This window comes from Aquimarina sp. 433, assembly GCF_054054605.1.
Genome location: NZ_JBSWZK010000007.1, coordinates 236,539 through 258,046 on the forward strand (window position 1 = coordinate 236,539; position 21,508 = coordinate 258,046).

The 21,508-nt window shown below is 34.0% G+C and carries 16 protein-coding genes; 14 read left to right on the forward strand and 2 right to left on the reverse strand.

The genetic code is table 11. From position 1 onward, the window contains the following. Positions 1-241: 241 nt before the first annotated feature. The 3 genes from ACWNT5_RS15745 (at position 242) to ACWNT5_RS15755 (ending at position 8,840) form a co-directional block, all read left to right on the forward strand. Positions 242-1,780 carry a YifB family Mg chelatase-like AAA ATPase gene (locus ACWNT5_RS15745; protein WP_299899238.1) on the forward strand — a complete coding sequence of 513 codons (1,539 nt, stop codon included), beginning with the start codon at positions 242-244 and terminating at the stop codon, positions 1,778-1,780. 143 nt (positions 1,781-1,923) lie between these two features. Continuing rightward, entirely contained in the window at positions 1,924-5,694 is a 3,771-nt protein-coding gene (locus ACWNT5_RS15750; protein WP_456517868.1) for an Ig-like domain-containing protein, read from the forward strand. 269 nt (positions 5,695-5,963) lie between these two features. Further along, positions 5,964-8,840, forward strand: coding sequence for a M16 family metallopeptidase (locus ACWNT5_RS15755; protein ID WP_299607126.1), 2,877 nt, complete (start codon positions 5,964-5,966; stop codon positions 8,838-8,840). Between the two features lie 61 nt (positions 8,841-8,901). On the opposite strand, the gene ACWNT5_RS15760 is transcribed toward ACWNT5_RS15755, so the two are convergent. Beyond that, on the reverse strand, positions 8,902-9,252 hold the full coding sequence (locus tag ACWNT5_RS15760; protein ID WP_299607127.1) for a hypothetical protein: 351 nt from the start codon (positions 9,250-9,252) through the stop codon (positions 8,902-8,904). Between the two features lie 23 nt (positions 9,253-9,275). Further along, entirely contained in the window at positions 9,276-9,845 is a 570-nt protein-coding gene (locus ACWNT5_RS15765) for a toxin-antitoxin system YwqK family antitoxin (protein WP_299607128.1), read from the reverse strand. Positions 9,846-10,293: 448 nt separating this feature from the next. Here ACWNT5_RS15765 and ACWNT5_RS15770 point away from each other — a divergent pair, with 448 nt between their 5' ends. The 11 genes from ACWNT5_RS15770 (at position 10,294) to ACWNT5_RS15820 (ending at position 21,502) form a co-directional block, all read left to right on the forward strand. Further along, a complete protein-coding gene (locus tag ACWNT5_RS15770; protein ID WP_456517869.1) occupies positions 10,294-10,884 on the forward strand; it encodes a DUF4255 domain-containing protein in 591 nt (196 codons plus the stop codon). Then, positions 10,885-11,895 (forward strand): hypothetical protein, encoded by a 1,011-nt coding sequence (locus ACWNT5_RS15775; RefSeq protein ID WP_456517870.1) that lies wholly within the window; start codon positions 10,885-10,887, stop codon positions 11,893-11,895. Between the two features lie 15 nt (positions 11,896-11,910). Beyond that, positions 11,911-13,869, forward strand: coding sequence for a phage tail sheath C-terminal domain-containing protein (locus ACWNT5_RS15780; protein WP_456517871.1), 1,959 nt, complete (start codon positions 11,911-11,913; stop codon positions 13,867-13,869). 39 nt (positions 13,870-13,908) lie between these two features. After that, a complete protein-coding gene (locus ACWNT5_RS15785) occupies positions 13,909-14,355 on the forward strand; it encodes a phage tail protein (RefSeq protein ID WP_299607134.1) in 447 nt (148 codons plus the stop codon). Next, complete coding sequence (locus ACWNT5_RS15790; RefSeq protein ID WP_456517872.1) at positions 14,355-14,798, forward strand: phage tail protein; 444 nt, start codon at positions 14,355-14,357, stop codon at positions 14,796-14,798. The genes ACWNT5_RS15785 and ACWNT5_RS15790 overlap by 1 nt, the downstream gene beginning before the upstream one ends. A gap of 6 nt (positions 14,799-14,804) precedes the next feature. Next, complete coding sequence (locus ACWNT5_RS15795; RefSeq protein ID WP_456517873.1) at positions 14,805-14,972, forward strand: DUF5908 family protein; 168 nt, start codon at positions 14,805-14,807, stop codon at positions 14,970-14,972. 2 nt (positions 14,973-14,974) lie between these two features. After that, positions 14,975-15,700, forward strand: a complete 726-nt coding sequence (locus ACWNT5_RS15800; RefSeq protein WP_456517874.1) for a CIS tube protein — start codon at positions 14,975-14,977, stop codon at positions 15,698-15,700. Between the two features lie 2 nt (positions 15,701-15,702). Then, positions 15,703-17,448, forward strand: a complete 1,746-nt coding sequence (gene vgrG / locus ACWNT5_RS15805) for a type VI secretion system tip protein VgrG (RefSeq protein WP_456517875.1) — start codon at positions 15,703-15,705, stop codon at positions 17,446-17,448. 94 nt (positions 17,449-17,542) lie between these two features. Continuing rightward, the gene (locus tag ACWNT5_RS15810; RefSeq protein WP_456517876.1) at positions 17,543-17,833 is read left to right on the forward strand and encodes a PAAR domain-containing protein; all 291 of its coding nucleotides are present in this window, start codon (positions 17,543-17,545) and stop codon (positions 17,831-17,833) included. Positions 17,834-17,835: 2 nt separating this feature from the next. Further along, positions 17,836-18,255, forward strand: a complete 420-nt coding sequence (locus ACWNT5_RS15815; RefSeq protein ID WP_299607144.1) for a GPW/gp25 family protein — start codon at positions 17,836-17,838, stop codon at positions 18,253-18,255. A 22-nt stretch (positions 18,256-18,277) separates the two neighbouring features. After that, positions 18,278-21,502, forward strand: a complete 3,225-nt coding sequence (locus ACWNT5_RS15820) for a baseplate J/gp47 family protein (protein WP_456517877.1) — start codon at positions 18,278-18,280, stop codon at positions 21,500-21,502. The last annotated feature ends 6 nt before the right edge of the window (positions 21,503-21,508 follow it).

A 21,508-nucleotide genomic window follows, 5' to 3' on the forward strand; every position in this document is an offset into this window, starting at 1 on the left:
AATAAGATTTTGGTTTTAGAGAATTTTGCTATATCCTTTTCGTGTAGGAATCAAAAGTGTAATATTTTCTCTTTTGATAACTCTCCTAAAAGATGAATTAGATATATTAAATCTTTTTACTTTCCCAGAATATTTTTTTTAAAAAAATCATGTTCTAGGGTAACATTTATTACACTAAAGACACAAACTAATAAGAATTGTACTCTATGGGAGGCTATAACTCCCATTAAAATAAGAGAATATGCTTATTAAGGTTTTCGGAAGCGCTGTTTTTGGTGTAGAAGCAACAACTATTACTGTAGAAGTTAATATAGACAAAGGAATTGGTTATCATTTGGTAGGACTCCCAGATAATGCAATTAAAGAAAGTAGTTTTCGTATTGCAGCTGCACTTCAGAATAATCAATATAAACTCCCTGGGAAAAAAATTACGATTAATATGGCTCCTGCCGACTTACGAAAAGAAGGATCTGCATATGATCTAACATTAGCTATTGGGATTTTAGCTGCTAGTTCTCAAATTAAAGGAATTGATATATCCGAATATCTTATCATGGGAGAGCTTTCTTTGGATGGAAGTCTTCAACCCATAAAAGGAGCATTGCCTATCGCAATAAAAGCCAGAGAGGAAGGCTTTAAAGGGTTTATTTTACCCAAACAAAATGCTAAGGAAGCAGCTATTGTAGATAATCTACAGGTTTTTGGTGTAGAAAATATTAAAGAAGTTATTGATTTTTTTGATGGAGCTGGAACATTAGAGCAAACATTTGTAGATACCCGAACAGAATTTTATAAAGAATTGGATAACCCAGAGTATGATTTTGCAGATGTTAAAGGACAAGAAAGTATAAAAAGATGTATGGAAATTGCTGCTGCTGGTGGTCATAATATTATTTTGGTAGGACCTCCAGGAAGCGGAAAAACAATGCTTAGTAAAAGATTACCTAGTATTTTACCTCCGATGTCACTTCAGGAAGCGTTGGAAACTACAAAAATTCATAGCGTAGTCGGAAGAATAAAAGATAATGTTGGTTTAATGGCGCAAAGGCCTTTTCGTAGCCCGCATCATACGATATCCAATGTCGCTCTGGTAGGAGGAGGTAGTTATCCACAACCGGGAGAAATTTCATTATCCCATAATGGAGTTTTGTTTTTAGATGAACTCCCAGAATTTAAAAGAGAAGTTTTGGAAGTGATGCGTCAACCCTTAGAAGATAGAGAAGTAACCATTTCTAGAGCCAAATTTACAGTTACCTATCCATCAAGTTTTATGTTAGTGGCAAGCATGAATCCTAGTCCTGGTGGATATTTTAATGACCCTGACGCACCTGTAACCTCATCTCCTGCCGAGATGCAAAGATATCTCAGTAAGATATCTGGACCCTTATTAGATCGTATCGATATACATATAGAAGTTACTCCTGTACCTTTTGATAAGTTAAGCGAAGATAGAAAAGGTGAGAGTAGTGTGGAGATAAGAAAAAGAGTAATAAAAGCAAGAGATATTCAAACCAGACGCTTTAGAGACCAGAAAAACATTCATTATAATGCCCAGATGAATGTAAAACAATTACGATTGTATTGTCAATTAGATACTGCATCTAAAGAATTACTCAAAACAGCTATGGAACGATTGAATCTATCGGCAAGAGCCTATGATAGAATTCTTAAGGTCTCTAGAACCATAGCAGATTTAGAAGGTTCAGAATGTATTAAAGGGTCTCATATTTCTGAAGCGATCCAATATAGAAGTTTGGATAGAGAAGGATGGTTAGGATAAAAAACAAATATAAATGTATATGTTATTTATAACTTGTATAAGTAGGGTAATCATAAATATATCTGTTAATATAAAAGGAACTTTATTTTTTACACAATTATAATATTTATCATTTTAATCAATCACTAAAATTTTAATCAACAATGAAGTATTTTTATCTCTTTTTCGCGTTATTATCAGCAGGGGTTTTAACGGCACAATATAATGCAGATGCTCCCTGGATGAGTACTTTGAACCAAAGTAAAAAAAGTAAAGATGTTAAGCCAACTTTTCAAGAAATTCGACGATCTTTTAATGAGTATTGGAAAACTCACGACAAGAATAAAAAAGGAAGTGGTTATAAACCCTTCAAGAGATGGGAATATATATGGGAAGATATTGTAGACCAAGAAGGATATTTACCGACGGCAAAAGATAAATGGATTGCATGGGAGCATAGAAACGAAATAGAAAATAAGTTTGCTTCGGTAGATTTAAGTAATTGGGAAGCAATTGGGCCGTTTACTCATACAAATACAGGTTCTTGGTCATCTGGACAAGCAAGAACTAATGTAATCGTTGTGGATCCTAACGATACAAATACATGGTATGTAGGAACCCCAGCCGGTGGTTTATGGAAATCTACTAACTCAGGTGGAACGTGGGTTCCTTTAACTGATAACTTACCACAAATAGGAGTTTCTGGAATAGCTGTTGATTACTCTAATTCTGATATCATCTATATCGCAACAGGAGATGATGATGGTAATGATACTCAAAGTGCAGGGGTTTTTAAATCTACAGATGGAGGGCAAACATGGAACCCAACTGGTTTAGGGCCGGATAATACTCCAAGTTCAATGAATGAAATTTATATGCACCCGACAAATTCTTCTATTTTATGGGTAGCCACAAATCAAGGGGTTTACAAGACAAATGATTCAGGTGTTTCATGGAATAGAACACTTTCGGGAAACATAAAGGATGTAAAATTAAAACCGGGAGACCCTGATACTATCTATGCGGTAACGACAAATGAATACTACAAATCTACAGATGGGGGAAACTCTTTTAACCAGATAACAAGTGGAGTTCCAACATCGAATGGTAGATTAGTAATAGAAGTAACACCTGCAAATAATACTTATGTATATATTTTAAGTGTTAATGAAGATTTGACATTTAAAGGAGTTTACCGTTCTGAAGATAGTGGAGAATCATTTGTAGAAAGAAATACGACAACAGATGTTATCGAAAGTAGCCAAGCTTGGTTTGATTTGGCATTGGGAGTGTCTCAAACGAATGCTGAAGAAGTATTTGTTGGTTGTTTAAATGTCTGGAGATCGAATGATGGAGGCACCAATTTTTCAAAATTAAATGAATGGTTTCTTCCAGGTGATCCGTCGTATACTCATGCAGATATTCATATGATTAGATCTTTTGGAGGAACAGTATTCGTATGTTCCGATGGAGGAATCTATTCATCGACAAATGGAGGTGATAATTTTACAGATCACACCGGAGGTATTCAAGCAAGTCAATTTTATAAGGTTGCAATCTCTCAAAATGACCCTAATAAAATGGTTGGAGGACTTCAAGATAATGGAGGACATGCATACAATAATGGGAATGGTAACTGGTTGAATTATTACGGAGCAGATGGAATGGATACTGCTATAGATCCAACCAATGATGATAAGTATTATGGTTTTATCCAAAACGGAGGTGGTCTTTATATGTCTAATAATGCAGGGAGTAGTAGTTCAGGAAGTGTAGCTCAACCTGACGGATCTAGTGGAAATTGGGTTACACCTTTGGCAATGAATAGTAATGGAGAGTTATTTGCAGGTTATGATAATCTATATAGATTAAATGCTACAGAGAACGGATGGGTGCAGCTAGCAAGTCTGGGAAGTTCTGCGGATCAAATGGAAATAGCACCTTCCGATAACACTATTATGTATATAGCAGTCGGAAGTACACTTAAAAAAACTGAAGATTCCGGAACAACTGTTACAGATGTGTTTACTTTTGGGAGTAATATCAGAGGAATTGCAATTCATAATACCAACCCTAATATCGTATGGATTACTACAGCTTCTGGAGTACAAAAATCAATAGATGGAGGTATTAATTTTAGTAATATATCCTCTAATTTACCAGTTACTGATAGATATTTTTTCATAAATGATATTGTACATCAAGCCGGAGAATCTCAAGATGCTATTTATGTAGCTACTAGTATTGGGGTTTTTAGAAGTGTTACTAATGGTTCTTGGACACCTTTTATGAATAATCTTCCAACTACAATAGTTAATGATTTAGAAATAAATATTTCTGATAATTCTATTACTGCAGCAACTTACGGTCGAGGGATTTGGAGGTCTTCACTTCCTAGCTGTTTAACAATTACTGCAGAACAAGAGCTTTCTGTGGATAATGGGGCATTTGAACAAGGATCCGCACAAGGATTATGCACCGGACAATCAGTAGCACTAAATTTAGAAGTATTAACAGGTGATAATCCTACATTTAGTTGGGTAGGACCAAATGGTTATTCAAGTACAGATTCTTCGATTACGTTTAACGATATTTCATTAAATCAAGCAGGAGAGTATATCGTAACAATTAACTCGACAAATACTTGTGGAGCTATTGATTATTCATTTACATTGGATGTAGAGGAAGCATTAGAGCCAATTGCATCAGATGTGAATGTTTGTGCAGATGATACAGCAGTGCTCACTGCATCGGGAAGTTCAGATTTTAAATGGTATACTTCTGCCACAGGAGGAACTGAAATTGCTACAGGTAGTTCTTTTACTACTTCGCCAATTACAGCCACTACAACATATTATGTTTCTGGAGTTTCTGGCAAGATCGTAACTGAACAAACTACATCTCCAGGCGTTAATACAGCGACTGATTATACAAATTCTCCAGGAATTATTTTTAATACTTCGGATGATGTTATCATCGAGTCTTTTACGGTATCTGCAATGCAGGCAGGAGAAAGAACTATCCAGGTGGCGAATAGTTCTGGTGATTTGGTGGCATCGGCTACAGTTGATATACCAGAAGGCGAATCACTTGTAACTGTTAATCTAAATGTACCCAAAGGAGACAATAATGTGATATCTGTTTCTAGCGATTTGGTATTGCTTAGAAGAACTCCAACAGGAAACGGAGTTAACTATCCATATACTTCTCCTTCTAATATTGTTTCGATAATAGGAAACTCATTTAATGCATTAGATTTTTATTACTTTTTTTACGAATGGAATTTTACCTCAAAAGGAGGAAGATGTGAATCTATAAGAACACCAGTGTCGGTAAATGTTACGTCCGAAGTACCAGATTTAACGGATGGTGATAGTCAGTATACTATTGATGGAGGAACTGTTACATCTTTTAGCGATGGAGACACGGTATCTGTTATCGAAACTTTAGACATAGAATTAACGATACCAGCGTCTAGTAATAATGCTTCTGTGATATGGACAGCTCCAGGAGGACAGACGTATAATACCGATACTATTAATTTTGCTAACATCGAGTTAGATGGAAATGAGGATGGTGATTGGACCGTAGAGGTTACTTTTGGTGCGAACTGTGGTACTCCAAATCAATTAATTAATTTTACTCTAGATGTGCAGCCTGCAACACTTAGTGTAGAAGATATAAATATTGATACCATCCAAATGTATCCGAATCCAGTAGATGGGAAATTGTTTATAGATAATTCTTTTGATTTCGTAAATCCAGTCATTAATATCGTTGATATTAGAGGAAGAAGATTAAATGACTATGTAAATATTCAAAATATAACATCAAAAAGAATCGAAATTACCACTTCTTCATTAGCTTCTGGAGCATACTTTGTTATGATTGAGAATAATCAGAAAAAAGTGATTAAGAAAATGATCAAAAGATAACCTTGATATACTAGTTATATCAGAACTTAAACTGGCAAAAGACCTCTTACTATTTTTAAATGGTTAGAGGTCTTTTTTTAAGATGAAGATGAGAACATCCTAAAGATTAAACCAATTTTCGACTATATCTTGAAGAATTCATAAAAAACATCTCATTTAAGAGTTCTAATTATAAGGAATACAGCCTTTTTAACTTTTTTTTAATAATCCAACAAAGGGAATACTCACTTGCTTAAAGTACTTTTAAAGCTTAATCTAAATAATACATCATGAAAACTCGAATATCTAGGACTTTTATTGTGGTAATGTCCTTTTTATTTGTTTCCGTTATTTCTTGTAAAAAAGAAACAACTGAAACTCAATCAGAAAGCGAAGAAGTTGGTAAATTATCTATCGATTTCGAAAAGTACGAATTAGAAAACGGTCTTCAAGTCGTTTTGCATCAGGATAAATCAGATCCTATTGTTTCTGTAGCCATTCAATATGGTGTAGGATCTAATCGTGAAAAGAAAGGAAGAACAGGTTTTGCTCACTTGTTTGAGCATATGTTATTCCAGGAATCAGAAAACGTTCCGCAAGATCAATTTTTTAAAAAAATCCAAGATGTAGGAGGAACCCTTAATGGTGGTACTTGGCAAGATGGTACAATTTATTACGAAGTCGTACCAAAAAATGCTATGGAAACAGTAATGTGGTTAGAGTCTGATAGAATGGGGTTCTTAATTAATACAGTTACTGAAAGTGCTTTTAATAATCAGCAGGAAGTAGTACAGAACGAGAAAAGACAGCGTGTAGATAACAATCCTTATGGGCACACAAACTGGGTAATTGACAAGAATATTTTCCCAGAAGGACATCCTTATAACTGGCAGGTAATTGGTGAATTGGTAGATCTTCAAAATGCAACTGTAGAGGATGTAAAAGAATTCTATGATAAGTATTACGGACCGAATAATGCAACGTTAGTATTGGCAGGAGATTTTGAGACTGCAGAGGCTAAAGCAATGATCGAAAAGTACTTCGGAGAAATTAAAAAAAGACAGCCAGTAGAAAAATTAAAAGTTCAGAATGTTACGTTGTCCGAAACAAAAAGATTTATGCACGAGGATAACTTTGCAACTACGGCCCAGCTTAATATGGTTTGGCCAACGGTAGAGCAGTATACAAAAGATGCATATGCGTTGGACTTTTTAGGAGAGCTATTATCAGAAGGAAAAAAAGCACCATTGTATAAAGTGCTTGTAAAAGAAAAAGAATTAACATCTGATACAAATGCTTGGAATAGATCCATGGAAATAGCAGGTAAATTCAGAGTGAATATTACTGCAAATGATGGAAAAAGCCTTGCGGATATTGAAGCTGGAGTTTTTGAAGCTTTCAAGAAATTTGAAGAAGAGGGAATTACAGAAACAGATATCGAAAGAATTAAAGCAGGTTTAGAAACGCAATTCTATAATGGGATCAGTAGTGTACTTGGTAAGTCTTTTCAATTAGCACAGTATAATGTATTTGCTGGAGATCCAGGGTTTATTACCCAAGATATCGAAAATATAAAAGCGGTTACTAAAGAAGATGTGCTTAGAGTATATAATACCTATATTAAAGATAAGCCTTATGTAATTACTAGTTTTGTTCCTAAAGGTAAAACAGATTTAGCAGCAAAAGATTCTGAAGTAGCTGCAGTAGTCGAAGAAGAGATCAAAGAAAATGTTGAAACAGCTGTAGTAGATTCGAAAGAGGAGATACAAAAAACACCTTCTGCTTTTGATAGATCTGTGGCACCAAAAGAAGGAGATTCTCCAAAACTAAATATCCCTTCTTCTTGGAATACAACTTTATCTAATGGAATGAAGGTATACGGAATAGAACAAAACGAATTGCCTTTGGTTAATTTCAGTTTAGTAATTTCTGGAGGACATTTGCTTGATTCTTTTGATAAAGTTGGAGTAGCGAATTTAATGACGGATATTATGATGGAAGGTACCGCTACTAAAACTCCAGAACAATTAGAGGAAGAAATCGAATTGTTAGGAGCTTCAATCAATATGTATACAACACGAGAAGCAATAGTTGTTAGCGGAAATACGTTGGTAAGAAATCTAGATAAAACAATGAATCTTGTAGAAGAAATTCTACTACAACCAAGATGGGATGAAGAGGAATTTGCAAGAATCAAGACTAAAACTATTAATGATATAAAAAGGTCTTCTGCTAACCCTAACGTAGTGGCAAGAAATGTATACAATAAAGTATTGTATGGAGATAAGCATATGTTTGCGTATCCAACAAGCGGAACTGTAGCATCTGTAGAATCTATTACTATTGATGATTTAAAACAGTTTTATAACAATAATTTTTCACCTTCTGTGAGTAAGTTTCAGATAGTTGGTGATTTAGGTCAAGGCAAAGCTCTTGAAGCACTTAAAAATTTAGAAAGCAAATGGGCAAGTAAAGAAGTAACAATTCCAGAATATGAGATTGTAAACAATAGAGATAAAGCATCATTGTACTTTGTAGATATACCTAATGCAAAACAGTCTGTTATTAACATAGGAAATTTATCAATGGCTCGTACGGATGAGGATTATTTCCCAGCAACTGTTATGAATTATAAATTAGGAGGATCTTTTTCTGGAAATGTAAATCTTATTCTAAGAGAAGAAAAAGGATATACATACGGAGCTAGGTCTGGGTTTAGAGGTAGTAAAATTCCAGGTACTTTTACAGCATCTTCTAGTGTTCGTACCAATACTACTTTTGAATCGGTAAAAATCTTTAAAGATGAAATCGAGAAATACAAAAAAGGTATTTCCGAAGAAGATCTTGCTTTTACTAAAAACGCATTGATTAAATCAAATGCACGTAGGTTTGAAACGCAAGGAGCGTTATTAGGAATGTTACAGGAAATGGGAAGATATGATCTTGCTCCTGATTACATTGCTAAAGAAGAAGCTATTATCGAAGGAATGACACTAGAGCAGCATAAGGCATTAGCAAATAAGTATTTAGATGAATCTAAAATGGCGTATTTGGTAATTGGAGATGCAGCAACGCAGTTTGAACAATTCAAAAATGCTGGTTTTGATGAAGTAATTATGTTAGATAAAGAAGCAAAAGAAGTAAAACTATCTGATGTAAAAATGTAATTTTTAGATTAGAAAAATTAATTAGATAAGGGATAAAATTTATTTTATCCCTTATTTTATTTTATACCGTATTGTGTTTAATTTTTATCTTCTGTATCAGTTTACATACATACTTTTTAAATTCCATATTTCTCATCCCATACCCATCAAGTCCAATAAGCTCAACATTCTTAGAATCCAAAGAAACTAACTGAATATAAAACAGTGAATACCCATCGTTTTTAAACCAGATTTGATTCTCTTTTTTTAAGATCTCGTAGTTACTACATTCCTCAGAGAAAGGAGATTCTTTGATCAATGCATAGTTTTCATAGTTGATACATTCATAATGTTTCTGAATTTTTGACCAGTATGACTTATAATATCCAACAATAATGATCGATAGCATGAATAGTAAAGTAAGTGTAAACATAATGTGTGAATTTTAAATTGGACTTAATAATTTCCAATAGATTGTTGAACCGAAAAGAAGTTTAAATCCTTAGACGGATCATTCAATTCAATTTCACCTTTTTCAATATCATCTTCAAAAGTTATCAGTTTTTTAAGTACTCCATTTTCTGTATAAACTTTCCAAGGTCCTTGTCTTTTGCCAGAAACAAATTCTCCTTCTATTTTTACATTTCCGTTAGGAAAAAATGCTTTCCAAGTTCCATGCTCATTTCCGTTTTTATAGTTTTCAATAAAGATTAATTGTCCTTTCTTATTGTAAATTTTCCAGGTACCTATAGATTTGCCTTGTGAAAAGGCACCTTCTTTTTTTAACTCCCCATTACTAAAGAAAAACTTCCAAAGTCCATGTAATACATCATTTTTGGTTTCTCGTATTTCTTTAATAGTACCATTACTATAGTGTAATGTCTTCTTTGTGTTTCCATTCGTACCTATATTTTCTGATATGTTAGAAGTGTTTGTAGTAGAGGAAAGAACTAATTCTTGTGACTGTGTTTTTGAGATGAAAATAATTGTAACAATGAATGTATATTTTAAAAATGCAGTTCTCATGATAAAAGAGTTTTAATTTTTACAATACAAAGATTTATAAATACTATGTGCTTAGCTACACTTCATTTAGTGAAAATGTTCTCACTGAATTCAGGGGATAGAGCTTTGCGTTCTTGCTTAGCACCGATATATATTAAAAATACTGCTAGTCAAAAGAATACTCGAGAATTATATGATGTAACTAAATATCATGCTTTGGGGTATTTACCCCTATGTTTTAAAGTTGTTTTCCTATGTAGAATCCGTGTTTTAGCTATGTGAATTAATGTTTCTAAAACATAATTTTATATCATCTTAATCAGACACATATTTCCCTTTTACAGATTAAGAATTACTACCCCTATTTATCATTGATTACCTGATTTATGTAAAGTTTAAAAACATCCCTGAGTTGGAGATGAATAGCTTAAGCTTTAAAACCATATTACTAATAGACTAATATAAACCTATGATATTCGAGGTATTACAGATAATTACTGAAGAAATCAATAATTTCTTTAATGTAGAGATTGATGAAAAACCAGTTTCTCTAGAGAATATTGCTTTTATAGATTCAGAAGCAAATGAGAATTCCAGTACTAATAATAATGTAATTCTATCATTACTTCATACCGAAGAAGAAGCAACACTTAAGAATATCCTTAATCATCAAATAGAAGGGGCCAAAGTTATTTATAAAAACAACAAAGTCCATTTGAATCTATACGTCATGTTCTCAGCAAATAGAAGTGATTATACAGAGTCATTAAAGAGTCTATCAAAAGTTATAGAATTCTTTCAGTCTAAAAGGATTTTTACTCAAAGTAATACAAATTTTGATAGAGCATTAGATGGAATGGATCAGATCAAGGATTTCAAATTCACTGTAGAACTTTTTAGCCCATCTTTTGAAGAGATGAATTTCATTTGGGGAACACTGGGAGGAAAACAGTACCCTTCGGTGATATATAAAATAAGTGTACTCGAAATTGAAAGAGATGTTACTCAGGCTGAAGGTTCATTGATAACAGAAATTAATGGAAGTTTAAATCATAATTAGATGGCTTTTAAAATTTTATACAATACTCTCTTTTCTGTAGAGCTACTTCATTCCTATTTTCTGGATGATGGAGATGTTACATTTCAGTCCATGAGTGATGATGAGAAGGAACAGCAATTGAAAAAGTATAACTTTTTGGATGCTATTGATGTGATCCCATCTCTTGCTACTTATAGAATATTGAAGAATCATAAACTGATTTTAATTAAAGAGTCCAGAGGTTTTAAGGTGTTAAGCAATGTTTTAGAAGATACTAATAAATTAAAATCAAGTAGTTTCCTGAATAGTGAACTTACACTAACATTTTTCTTATACAAGAAGGACTATTTATTCGATAATTATACAGAATTAATTGAAGAGAATAATCAGCTCTATTATTTCTCCAATAGAAAACCAGTAACAGAAGCGAATCCGTTCTCTTATATCCCAACGAATATTTCCAACGATTTAGTTACAGAAGATTTTTTGATAACTGAAGAAAGTACACAACAGTTATGGTTTGATATTCAACAGGCAAATATAAATGCTGAAATCAATAAGCGATTGGACTTAATTGCCGAATTAGATCAAGATGACCTAATAACTGATGAAGGCAAACTAATTATTGAGCAATCTATACAAAAAGAGACAGGGAAAGGTTTATTGGGAATTATAGAGTTAAAAATGATTGGAGATAATACTATGGATGTAGTAGAAATCGATACGAGTGATCCTAACGAGAGTAAAAGTTTTTTATTGGATCCCTTCCCAGCATTTAAAATTCATTTCGATAATAGAAAAACAATCTGGAAGTATATTAAAAAATCAGATGATAATGAATTGGAAACTTCTTCGGTAAAACCATTGACTAAAAATGGCTTTATAGAAATTGATCCAAATGCGGACTTTTCGGGAACATTACCAGTAGATATTGACAAATATATGTTTCCAAATCCCACTGCAAATATGATAAAACAAGTCACAGACGAAAATACAAATATAACAACAACATATTCTGAAATTTTTATTTAATAAACAATTAAAATTATGGCAACTACGTACAAAACACCAGGGGTCTATATAGAGGAAATTGTAAAGTTTCCTCCTTCGGTAGCCCAAGTAGAAACAGCTATTCCAGCTTTTATAGGGTATACTGAGAAAGCAAAAGAGAAGGAAGAAGATCTTACAGAGACGCTACATATGGATCCAAAGAGAATTACCTCTATGTTGGAATACGAGGTGCACTTTGGGTTTCCACAAAAAGAAACCGCTTTAGGAATTACCATTACCGAAGTCGATGGAGAAAAATCCATTACAGTTACAGAACCTGTAGAAGATGAAAAATCACCTTTTTTAATGTATTATGCTATGCAAATGTATTTTGCTAATGGAGGAGGACCGTGTTATGTGGTTTCTGTAAATACGTATGCAGATGCAATTGCAAATAATTCATCAACTCCGGTACAGTTTAATGACCTTACTGACGGTTTAAATACACTAGAAAAAGAAGATGAACCAACATTATTATTGTTTCCAGATGCAACATCACTTGCTAATGAAGCAGATTTCTATAACCTATACAATAATGCATTAGCGCAGTGTAAAAAAATGCAGGATAGATTTAGCATCATAGACACCTATACAGATGATGAAGATGTTGAAATGAATGAACCAGAAGGAGTGAGAAATTTAATCACTTCGGATATTGATGAAAAGAAATATGGAGCAGTGTATTTTCCATATTTAAAAACAATTTTGGATTATCATTATGATGAAGATGCTTTAGAAATCACTCATAATACCAATCAACCAGTACTTTTAAGTGATACCAACGATTTATTGACGAATATCGCTGATGCGCAAGCTGCAATGACAGGTTTGGTAACAACACTTACTACAGAAGATACAGCTTTACAAGCAATGACAGCTGGTGATGCGCTAGCAAATTCATCAACGATAACGAATGCACTCACGCCGATCGTAGAAAGTTTATCCGATATTGTAGAAGACACAAATACCATAGTTAGTAATGCTAATACCGCTGCAGCTAACTCTAACGAAGACGCTGTCGTTTCCGCTGCCGCAACCGCCGCTGCAGATGCATTAGCAGCTAGTGTTGCAGACGGATCTACTATAGTAACATTGATCACTTCTTTAGAGTCTCATCTAACTACTATCCAAGAGGCTGCAAATGGAACAGCTGTAAAAACAGAATCTGCTAATGCCCTTTTGGCTTTGGCTACAGTAGATGCAACAATTCAGGCGGTAGAAGATTTAATTACACCACCAGTAATTGATGCAATTACAGATGCACAAGCCGTGGATCCAGATAGTGGAAACTTAGATGGTTTTAAGTTGAGTGCTATAAAAGATATGGATAGTGCCACATATAATAATATTAAAACAGCTATCAATAACCTTCCGTTAGAATTACCACCATCATCTGCAATGGCTGGAGTATATGCAAGAGTGGATAATGATCGTGGAGTATGGAAAGCACCAGCAAATGTTTCCGTAAAATATACAGTGAAGCCGAGTCAAAAAATCACCAATGATATCCAAGATAGACTTAATGTTGATACTACTGCAGGAAAATCAATAAATGCAATTAGAACATTTACAGGAAAAGGAACCTTAGTTTGGGGATCAAGAACACTGGCAGGAAATGATAAAGAATGGAGATATGTGCCTGTAAGAAGGTTTTTTAACATGGCAGAAGAATCCATTAAGAAAGCTACAGAGCAATTTGTTTTTGAACCAAATGACAGAAATACATGGGTTCGCGTAAAAGCAATGATAAATAATTTCTTAACACTGCAATGGAGAGCAGGAGCTCTTGCAGGACCTACTCCTGATAAAGCATTCTACGTAAATGTTGGTTTAGGAGAAACCATGACTGCTAATGATGTTTTAGATGGTAAAATGATCATAGAAATTGGAATGGCAGTAGTACGACCGGCAGAATTTATTATTCTTAGATTCTCTCACAAAATGCAAGAAGCATAATAACCCTTAACTAATATAAAATTTTAAAACATAGAAATCATGGCAGAATATCCATTACCAAAGTTCCATTTTAAAGTAACTATAGGTGGAGACACCGAACTCAATTGTACAGAAGTATCTGGTTTAGATTTTGAAACTGAAGTTATAGAATATAGAGGAGGAGCGGACAATGATTATTTCAAGAAGAAACAACCTGGAATGACCAAGTTTGCAAATATTGCTATCAAGAGAGGAACTTTCGCCTCTACTAAAGGACAGTTCTATGAAATGTGGAAGAAAAACGTCTTTTTCCAAGAAGGAGAAGAGAAGTTTAGAAGCGATCTTACCATTAGCATGTTAGATGAAAAACATGAGCCAATACTCACTTGGGAAGCTGCAGATGCATGGTTGTCTAAACTGCAATCTACGGACCTAAAAGCAGATGGAAATGAGATCGCAATAGAGTCTGCAGAGTTTGTAATTAATAGTCTTAAACTAGCATCCTAATGGCTACCTATTATCCACCAGTAGGCTTTCATTTTAGTGTAGAATTCACCGGTTTGTCTACCGGTGAAAAAGACTATCATTTTCAGTCTGTCTCTGGATTAACAGTGGATATAGAAACTGAAGAAGTTACCGAAGGTGGAGAAAATAGGTTTAAGCATAAAATTCCAGTAAGAACTAAATATCCTAATCTGGTTTTAAAAAGAGGACTTCTAGTAAATTCAGAGGTGGTGAATTGGTGTAAAAAAGCTGTGGAGAACTTTGATTTTGAGCCAATAGATCTAATCGTCAAGTTACTAAACGAAAAACACGAACCGCTGATATCCTGGAATATAGTGCATGCATATCCTATAAAATGGTCCATCGGAGATTTTAATGCAGAAGAAAGCAAAGTGGTTATCGAGACGATTGAACTAGTATATAACTATTACAATACCATAAAATAAATATAAATGGGAGCAATAGAAATTAAAGAATTGCATATTAAGATCAATGTAGATAATGATGCAAAAAAATCTGAAGGCAAAGCAGCTAAAAGTTCTAAAGCTGATAAGGATAACATTATTGCTGAGTGTGTTGAACAAATTATGGAAATAATTGCTAAACAAACAGATCGTTAGTCATGAGTACAGGAGAATTAACAAAACTTAGGGTAAAAGCGTATAGCGATCCTCAGTTTAACGATGAGGTAGCAGATGGAGAGTTTACCACACTTATTAATCCAGAGAAGTATACGTTTAATTATAAGATTGAACAAAATGAAGATCAAGCGGCAGGTACCAGTGATCTTTCTCCAAGATTCAATAAAAAACTTCCAGAAGATCTAGAGTTAGAGTTTTTATTTGATAGAACAGGGGTCATTGTTCATTATGGTAATAATCCTAATGAAAGCTCTGGTAATACTGTTTTCAAAGACAATGGTGAAGGGGTTATTGATGATATTGAAAAGTTTAAAAAAGTAATCCTAGATTATAATGGAGAAGAACATGCTCCTAATTATGTAATGATATATTGGGGAACCCTTTTGTTTAAAGGGAAACTCACTGAAATGAGCATAGAGTTCAAGCTTTTTAAATCAGACGGAACTCCCATTCGAGCTGTTGCCAAAGCAAAATTTCAAGGATTTGTAGAAGACGACTTAAGGGTTGCAAGAGAAAATAATCAGTCTCCTGATCTAACGCATGTGCGCTTAGTAAAGGAAGGAGATACATTGCCACTGATGTCGCATCGTATTTATGGGGATTCTAAATATTATCTCGAAGTAGCGAAGGTAAATGAACTAACATCTTTTAGAAAACTGGAAGTAGGAACAGAACTCTTTTTTCCACCAATAGAAAAAATTTCATAATCATGGCGCAAGGAAGTGTAATACAAACCTCTAAAAGTGCGGATCTGATCACTCATAAACTTTTGGTGGGAGGAAATGAACTGTCTAAAAAGTATCAGGTAAAGACGATTTCTATTGAAAAAGAAGTAAATAGAATTCCTACCGCTAAAATTATTTTGATCGACGGAGAACCTGCAAAACAGGATTTTGAACTAAGTAATGAGGAACTATTAATTCCTGGTGCAGAAATCGAAATTACTGCAGGGTATCATTCAGATGAAGAAACGGTTTTTAAAGGAATCATCATTAAACATAATATTAAAATAAGAGCAAATGGTTCTTATCTGATTGTAGAATGTAAAGACGAAGCGGTTAAGCTAACGATTGGTAGAAAAAGCAACTATTTCTATGAAAATAAAGATAGTGATATTATAGAAGAAATTATTGGAGCATATGGTATTGATAAAGAGGTAGAAGCTACAAATTATGAGCATAAAGAATTGGTGCAATACCATATTTCAGATTGGGATTTTATAGTAAGTCGAGCACAAGCAAATGGTAAGTTATGCTTTGTCGATGATGGTAAATTAAGTGTTAAGAAACCTGACTTCTCTAGTGCTGAAATAGAAACGGTAACTTTTGGAGCTACAATGCTTGATTTAGATGCAGAGATTGATGCCAGACATCAGATAGATAAGGTTACTTCGTATAGCTGGAATTATGCCGATCAGGAGGTTATAGAGATTGAGGCTGTAGATCCATCAGTTTCTCTTAATGGAAATTTAGAACCGTCAGATCTTTCATCAATAATAGGATTGGAAAATCTAGAATTGAGACATGGAGGATCACTTTCTACAACCGAAATGCAAGATTGGAGTGATGCAAAGTGGATGTTTCAGCAATTATCTAAGATAAGAGGAAGAGTCAAATTTCAAGGAATCCCAGCAGTTAAACCAGGTACTATTTTAAAACTTCAGGGAGTTGGTGATCGATTTAATGGCAACGTGTATGTTACAGGAATAAGTCATCATATTTCCGAAGGTAATTGGACAGTAGATGCGCAATTTGGAATAAACCCCAAATGGTTTTCTGAAACCTATGATATTAATCCATTACCAGCTTCTGGATTATTATCAGGAATCTGTGGACTCCAAATAGGAATTGTGAGTCAGTTAGAAGAAGATCCTGATGGAGAAAATAGAATATTAGTACAGTTACCCATTATAAATAATGAAGAACAAGGGATATGGTGTCGTGTTGCATCTTTAGATGCAGGAGAAAATAGAGGAGCATTCTTTCTTCCTGAAATCTCGGATGAGGTAATTGTAGGTTTTATCAATGATGATCCTAATGATGGAGTAGTATTAGGAATGCTTAATAGCAGTGCAAAGCCTGCTCCTATAACAGCCAGTGATGATAATCATGAAAAAGGATTTATTACTAGAAGTGAAATGAAAGTACTTTTTGATGATGATAAAAAATCCATAAGTATTGAAACTCCGGCAGGTAAAAAAATAGTGCTAGATGAAGATGCGGGATCCATAGTAGTGGAGGATGATAATTCTAACATTATTACGGTCGATAGCTCTGGTATCGTGATTGAAAGTGCGAGCGATATAAATCTTACAGCTTCTGGAGATGTAAATATCGAAGGAACCAATGTAAATATTAAAGCCAACGCACAATTTAAAGCGGAAGGGTCGGCAGGAGTAGAAATGTCGTCGAGTGCTACCGCAATCTTAAAAGGTTCTTTAGTACAGATAAATTAGAGAAATATATAGAGAATGAAAACAAGAGCTTGATAGCAAATTCTTGGGACAGAAACTATAAACCAATAATTAACAACTAAAAAAAGAAAATACAATGCCACCAGCAGCAAGAATAACAGATATGCATGTATGTCCTATGGTAACCGGAGTAGTTCCCCATGTGGGAGGTCCAATACTTTCAGCAGGAGAACCAACAGTGCTCATTGGAGGTTTACCAGCTGCAAGAGTGGGAGATATGGCAACTTGTGTAGGTCCGCCAGATACAATCATTATGGGATCCGGAACCGTAATGATAGGAGGAATGCCAGCAGCAAGAATGGGTGATAGTACAGCTCATGGAGGAACCATAGTGATGGGATTGCTAACAGTAATAATAGGAGGATGATTATGGATACAAATACATCATTTTTAGGAACAGGATGGGGATTTCCACCAGAATTTGTAAAGGAAGGTAACGAGTCCGGAAAAGTAGCAATGCTTTCTGATGAAAGTGATATTAAAAGTAGTCTAGAAGTTTTACTATCTACCCGTTTAGGAGAACGCGTAATGGTTCCGAATTATGGATGTAATCTCGATGAACTTTTATTTAAACCTCTAAATCTCACATTAAAAACTTTTGTAAGAGAGTTGATAAAAAATGCCATTCTCTACTACGAACCAAGAATAGATGCAGAGAAGATACAGATTGATCAAACCAACGAATTGGATGGAGAATTATTAATCAATATCGATTACCGAATTAGAGCAACCAATGCTAGAAATAATTTGGTGTTTCCATTCTATAAACAAGAGGGTACTAATATTTAAGCAAAAATAAAAAGACAATACAATGAGCAGCAGTTGCGAACATAACGATCTATTATTGATGAGGAATGGTACTTCTCAAAGTCAGCGTTGTATTGATGCATTAGATCCAGAAAGTATACAATTACACGATTTGAGTATCGATGATTGGATGCGATTTGCATATAGGTTCTCACAAAAAGTACAATATTTTGATACAAAAAGTAATACCGTTTCAGGTGACTGGAGTAACTTTTTTGTAAAAGAAGAAGAAATAGCAAGTTTCGTAGAAAGAATTACAAAACTAGAAGAAGCTGAAATCTCAATTGAGAAAAGTATTCAACCACATCTCTCTTTATTTGCAGCTTTTTTGAAGCTCACTAGCTTTTCGCAAGAACGACTTAATAGTTTGTCTAAAAAGCATCTTGATTTTTATTATAAAGAAGTTCTAAAATTAAGTAATAAGGCAGCTGTAGAAGATAAAGTGCACGTATTGTTTGAACTAGCTAAAAATGCTACAGAGGTTAAAATAGATAAAGACACTAAGCTGGATGGAGGAAAAGATGAAGATGGTATAAAGCGTGAATATTATACGCAAGAAGAAATTGTGGTCAATGAGGCATCCGTTTCTTCACTACGTAATGTATTCTATGAAGAAGGAGTTGGTGTTAGAAATGCTTTGATTGCAAATTCATACGATGGATTAGGAGAAGATTTTCCAGATGATCAGATACGATGGTGGCCTTTTGGATATCCTACAGATACATTAGGACCAACACAAGATGCTGCAACCTATCCGAATCTTCCTTTTGGAAAAACAGGTTTTGGAGTCGCGTCTCCTGTTCTATTGCTAAAAGAAGGAAAAAGGACAATAACGTTTACTATAAGTTTAGGTGCGTTTAGCACAGTAGGAATAAATACTTCGGATATTCCAGAGGCACTAGGCATTTTTTTTAGTGGAGAAAAAGAATGGATCGAAGGAGAAATTAGCACTACCGAATCTACTATAACTTCTGGAGAACTAAAACTAGTGGTTATACTTAATGAAGGATTAGATCCTATTGTCGGATATGACGAAGAAGTGCTTTTGGAACCATATACAACTACAGATCCTGTAGCTAGATTTTTAATAAAAAATAGTATTACGAATACCATTGGAAATACCTTTCAAAATATATTTTCTGCTACTAAGGTAAATAGTATCTCTATTGATGTCTCTGTAGATTCCATTCAGGATATAACCATTGAAAATGATTTAGGGGTTTTGGATGCTTCCAAACCATTTTATCCTTTTGGTCCACAACCCAAAAAAGGATCTAATTTTTTTATTGGTCTTCCCGAAGCATTAGATAAAAATTGGACAGAAATAAATATTGATTTCTCTTGGAAAGATAAACCCAATTTGGTTGAAAATTATATAGCTTACAGGACAGAGTTTATACAAAGAATTAGTAAAGATAGATATACGTTAGCTTTAAATTCTAGTGGAGGATTAGTAAATGATGATAATTTAGAAGCTATTGTAGCTAATGAAGACTATTTCACTTCAAAAATACAAGTTTTAGAGAATGGAGTTTGGGAATCAAAGGATTTAGATCATTTGCTTTTTAGCGAAGCAGATCCTGATAAAAGTACTATTGCCATTACCCGTACTGCAGAAGTGGGAAGTGAAAAAGGTGGTTTTTTGGATTTTCTTATGGAGCCACTCCCAAAATTTCAAAAAGGAGGATTTCCATTTCAATCAAAGATACCTACTAAAGAAAAATTTTCAGCTTCTATAAAGAAAGGTTTTGTCAAACTTATTCTCAATCAATCATTTCTGCATGATCTGTTCCCTAAGATTTTTTCGGTAGCATTATCCAAAGAAAATGCTACTGACACATTAATACCAAATGCACCGTATACTCCACAGATAGAAACAATAAAAGTCGGATATGCTGCACAAGCAAGCACGACGGATGCAAATGTTCAGCTATTCCATGAGCACCCTTTTGGTATATCGGAAGAAAGTGAAGATTTAAAAAAAGCATCTGTACTAGCTATTGCCAATCCAGAAATCAAATTATTACCAGCTTACAAAAAGGGATGCTTGTTTATAGGGATTGAAAATGCGAAGAATCTAGAAAGTGTTTCCTTATTAGTACAAACCTTAGAAGGTAGTGAAAACCCTGAAACGGCAAATGATTTTGCTGATGGAGAAAAACTAGCATGGTCCATATTATGTAACAATGAATGGCTGTCTTTAAATACAGATTATATAATATCTAACAACACGGATAATTTTCTAAAATCAGGAATAGTAAAGTTTTCGATTCCAAAAGAAGCTACAAAAGAAAATACAAAATTACCAACAGGATTATTCTGGGTTAAAGTAGAGAATCCAAGAGATTTTGATACCGTAAGTCAGCTTATAGATATTAAGGCGCAAGCTGTTTTAGCACAATTTCAGAATAACAATAATAATCTGAATCATTTACAATATGGTATTCCTGAAGGAACAATCTCTAAGTTAGTAGAACGGCTAGCAAATGTAAAAGGAGTTGCCCAGAATTATGGTTCTTTTGATGGTAAACCAGAAGAAACTGATAAAGATTTTTATCGCAGAATTAGTGAACGCCTTAGACATAAACAAAGAGCTATTACTATCTGGGATTACGAAAACCTGATATTACAAGAATTTCCAGACATCTATAAGGTTAATTGTTTAAATCATACATCTTTAACGTCTTTTTTATCTCCTGGAGATGTAACCTTGGTGGTCATACCGAATATCATTAACCAAAATGTATATGATCCTTATAAACCAAGAATTAGTAAAGCGAAGCGTAATGCTATTCAGGAATTTATTAATAATCTGAATACGCTCCATGTTGCAGCTCAGGTAATTAATCCAGTATATGAAGAAGTTAAGGTCAATTTAAAAGCGAAGTTTTACGAAGGTAAAGATGAGAGTTTTTATAGTATCCAATTACAAAAAGATATTGCTAAGCTTTTAGCTCCTTGGGCTTTTGAGGAAACTTCGGTAATTGATTTTGGGATTACCCTACATCAAAGCATGGTAATTAATTATATCGAGAAATTATCATACGTAGACTACATAACCGACTTTCAATTATTGCAAGAAACAGGGATTGATGTATCTACCGGAAAAAAAATATTTAATCAAACAAAGAAAGTAGTACCATCAAGTGCAAAAGTGATTCTCACTTCTGTAGAATATACAAAGCACGTTGTAAGTGTAGTGAGTCCTTCAGAAGAATGTAAAGTATAGAGATGA

Bases quoted from the DNA above. Each gene is read 5' to 3' on its own strand.
- ACWNT5_RS15745 (WP_299899238.1), top strand. From the start codon at position 242: ATGCTTATTAAGGTTTTCGGAAGCGCTGTTTTTGGTGTAGAAGCAACA.
- ACWNT5_RS15750 (WP_456517868.1), top strand. From the start codon at position 1,924: ATGAAGTATTTTTATCTCTTTTTCGCGTTATTATCAGCAGGGGTTTTA.
- ACWNT5_RS15755 (WP_299607126.1), top strand. From the start codon at position 5,964: ATGAAAACTCGAATATCTAGGACTTTTATTGTGGTAATGTCCTTTTTA.
- ACWNT5_RS15760 (WP_299607127.1), bottom strand. From the start codon at position 9,252: ATGTTTACACTTACTTTACTATTCATGCTATCGATCATTATTGTTGGA.
- ACWNT5_RS15765 (WP_299607128.1), bottom strand. From the start codon at position 9,845: ATGAGAACTGCATTTTTAAAATATACATTCATTGTTACAATTATTTTC.
- ACWNT5_RS15770 (WP_456517869.1), top strand. From the start codon at position 10,294: ATGATATTCGAGGTATTACAGATAATTACTGAAGAAATCAATAATTTC.
- ACWNT5_RS15775 (WP_456517870.1), top strand. From the start codon at position 10,885: ATGGCTTTTAAAATTTTATACAATACTCTCTTTTCTGTAGAGCTACTT.
- ACWNT5_RS15780 (WP_456517871.1), top strand. From the start codon at position 11,911: ATGGCAACTACGTACAAAACACCAGGGGTCTATATAGAGGAAATTGTA.
- ACWNT5_RS15785 (WP_299607134.1), top strand. From the start codon at position 13,909: ATGGCAGAATATCCATTACCAAAGTTCCATTTTAAAGTAACTATAGGT.
- ACWNT5_RS15790 (WP_456517872.1), top strand. From the start codon at position 14,355: ATGGCTACCTATTATCCACCAGTAGGCTTTCATTTTAGTGTAGAATTC.
- ACWNT5_RS15795 (WP_456517873.1), top strand. From the start codon at position 14,805: ATGGGAGCAATAGAAATTAAAGAATTGCATATTAAGATCAATGTAGAT.
- ACWNT5_RS15800 (WP_456517874.1), top strand. From the start codon at position 14,975: ATGAGTACAGGAGAATTAACAAAACTTAGGGTAAAAGCGTATAGCGAT.
- vgrG (WP_456517875.1), top strand. From the start codon at position 15,703: ATGGCGCAAGGAAGTGTAATACAAACCTCTAAAAGTGCGGATCTGATC.
- ACWNT5_RS15810 (WP_456517876.1), top strand. From the start codon at position 17,543: ATGCCACCAGCAGCAAGAATAACAGATATGCATGTATGTCCTATGGTA.
- ACWNT5_RS15815 (WP_299607144.1), top strand. From the start codon at position 17,836: ATGGATACAAATACATCATTTTTAGGAACAGGATGGGGATTTCCACCA.
- ACWNT5_RS15820 (WP_456517877.1), top strand. From the start codon at position 18,278: ATGAGCAGCAGTTGCGAACATAACGATCTATTATTGATGAGGAATGGT.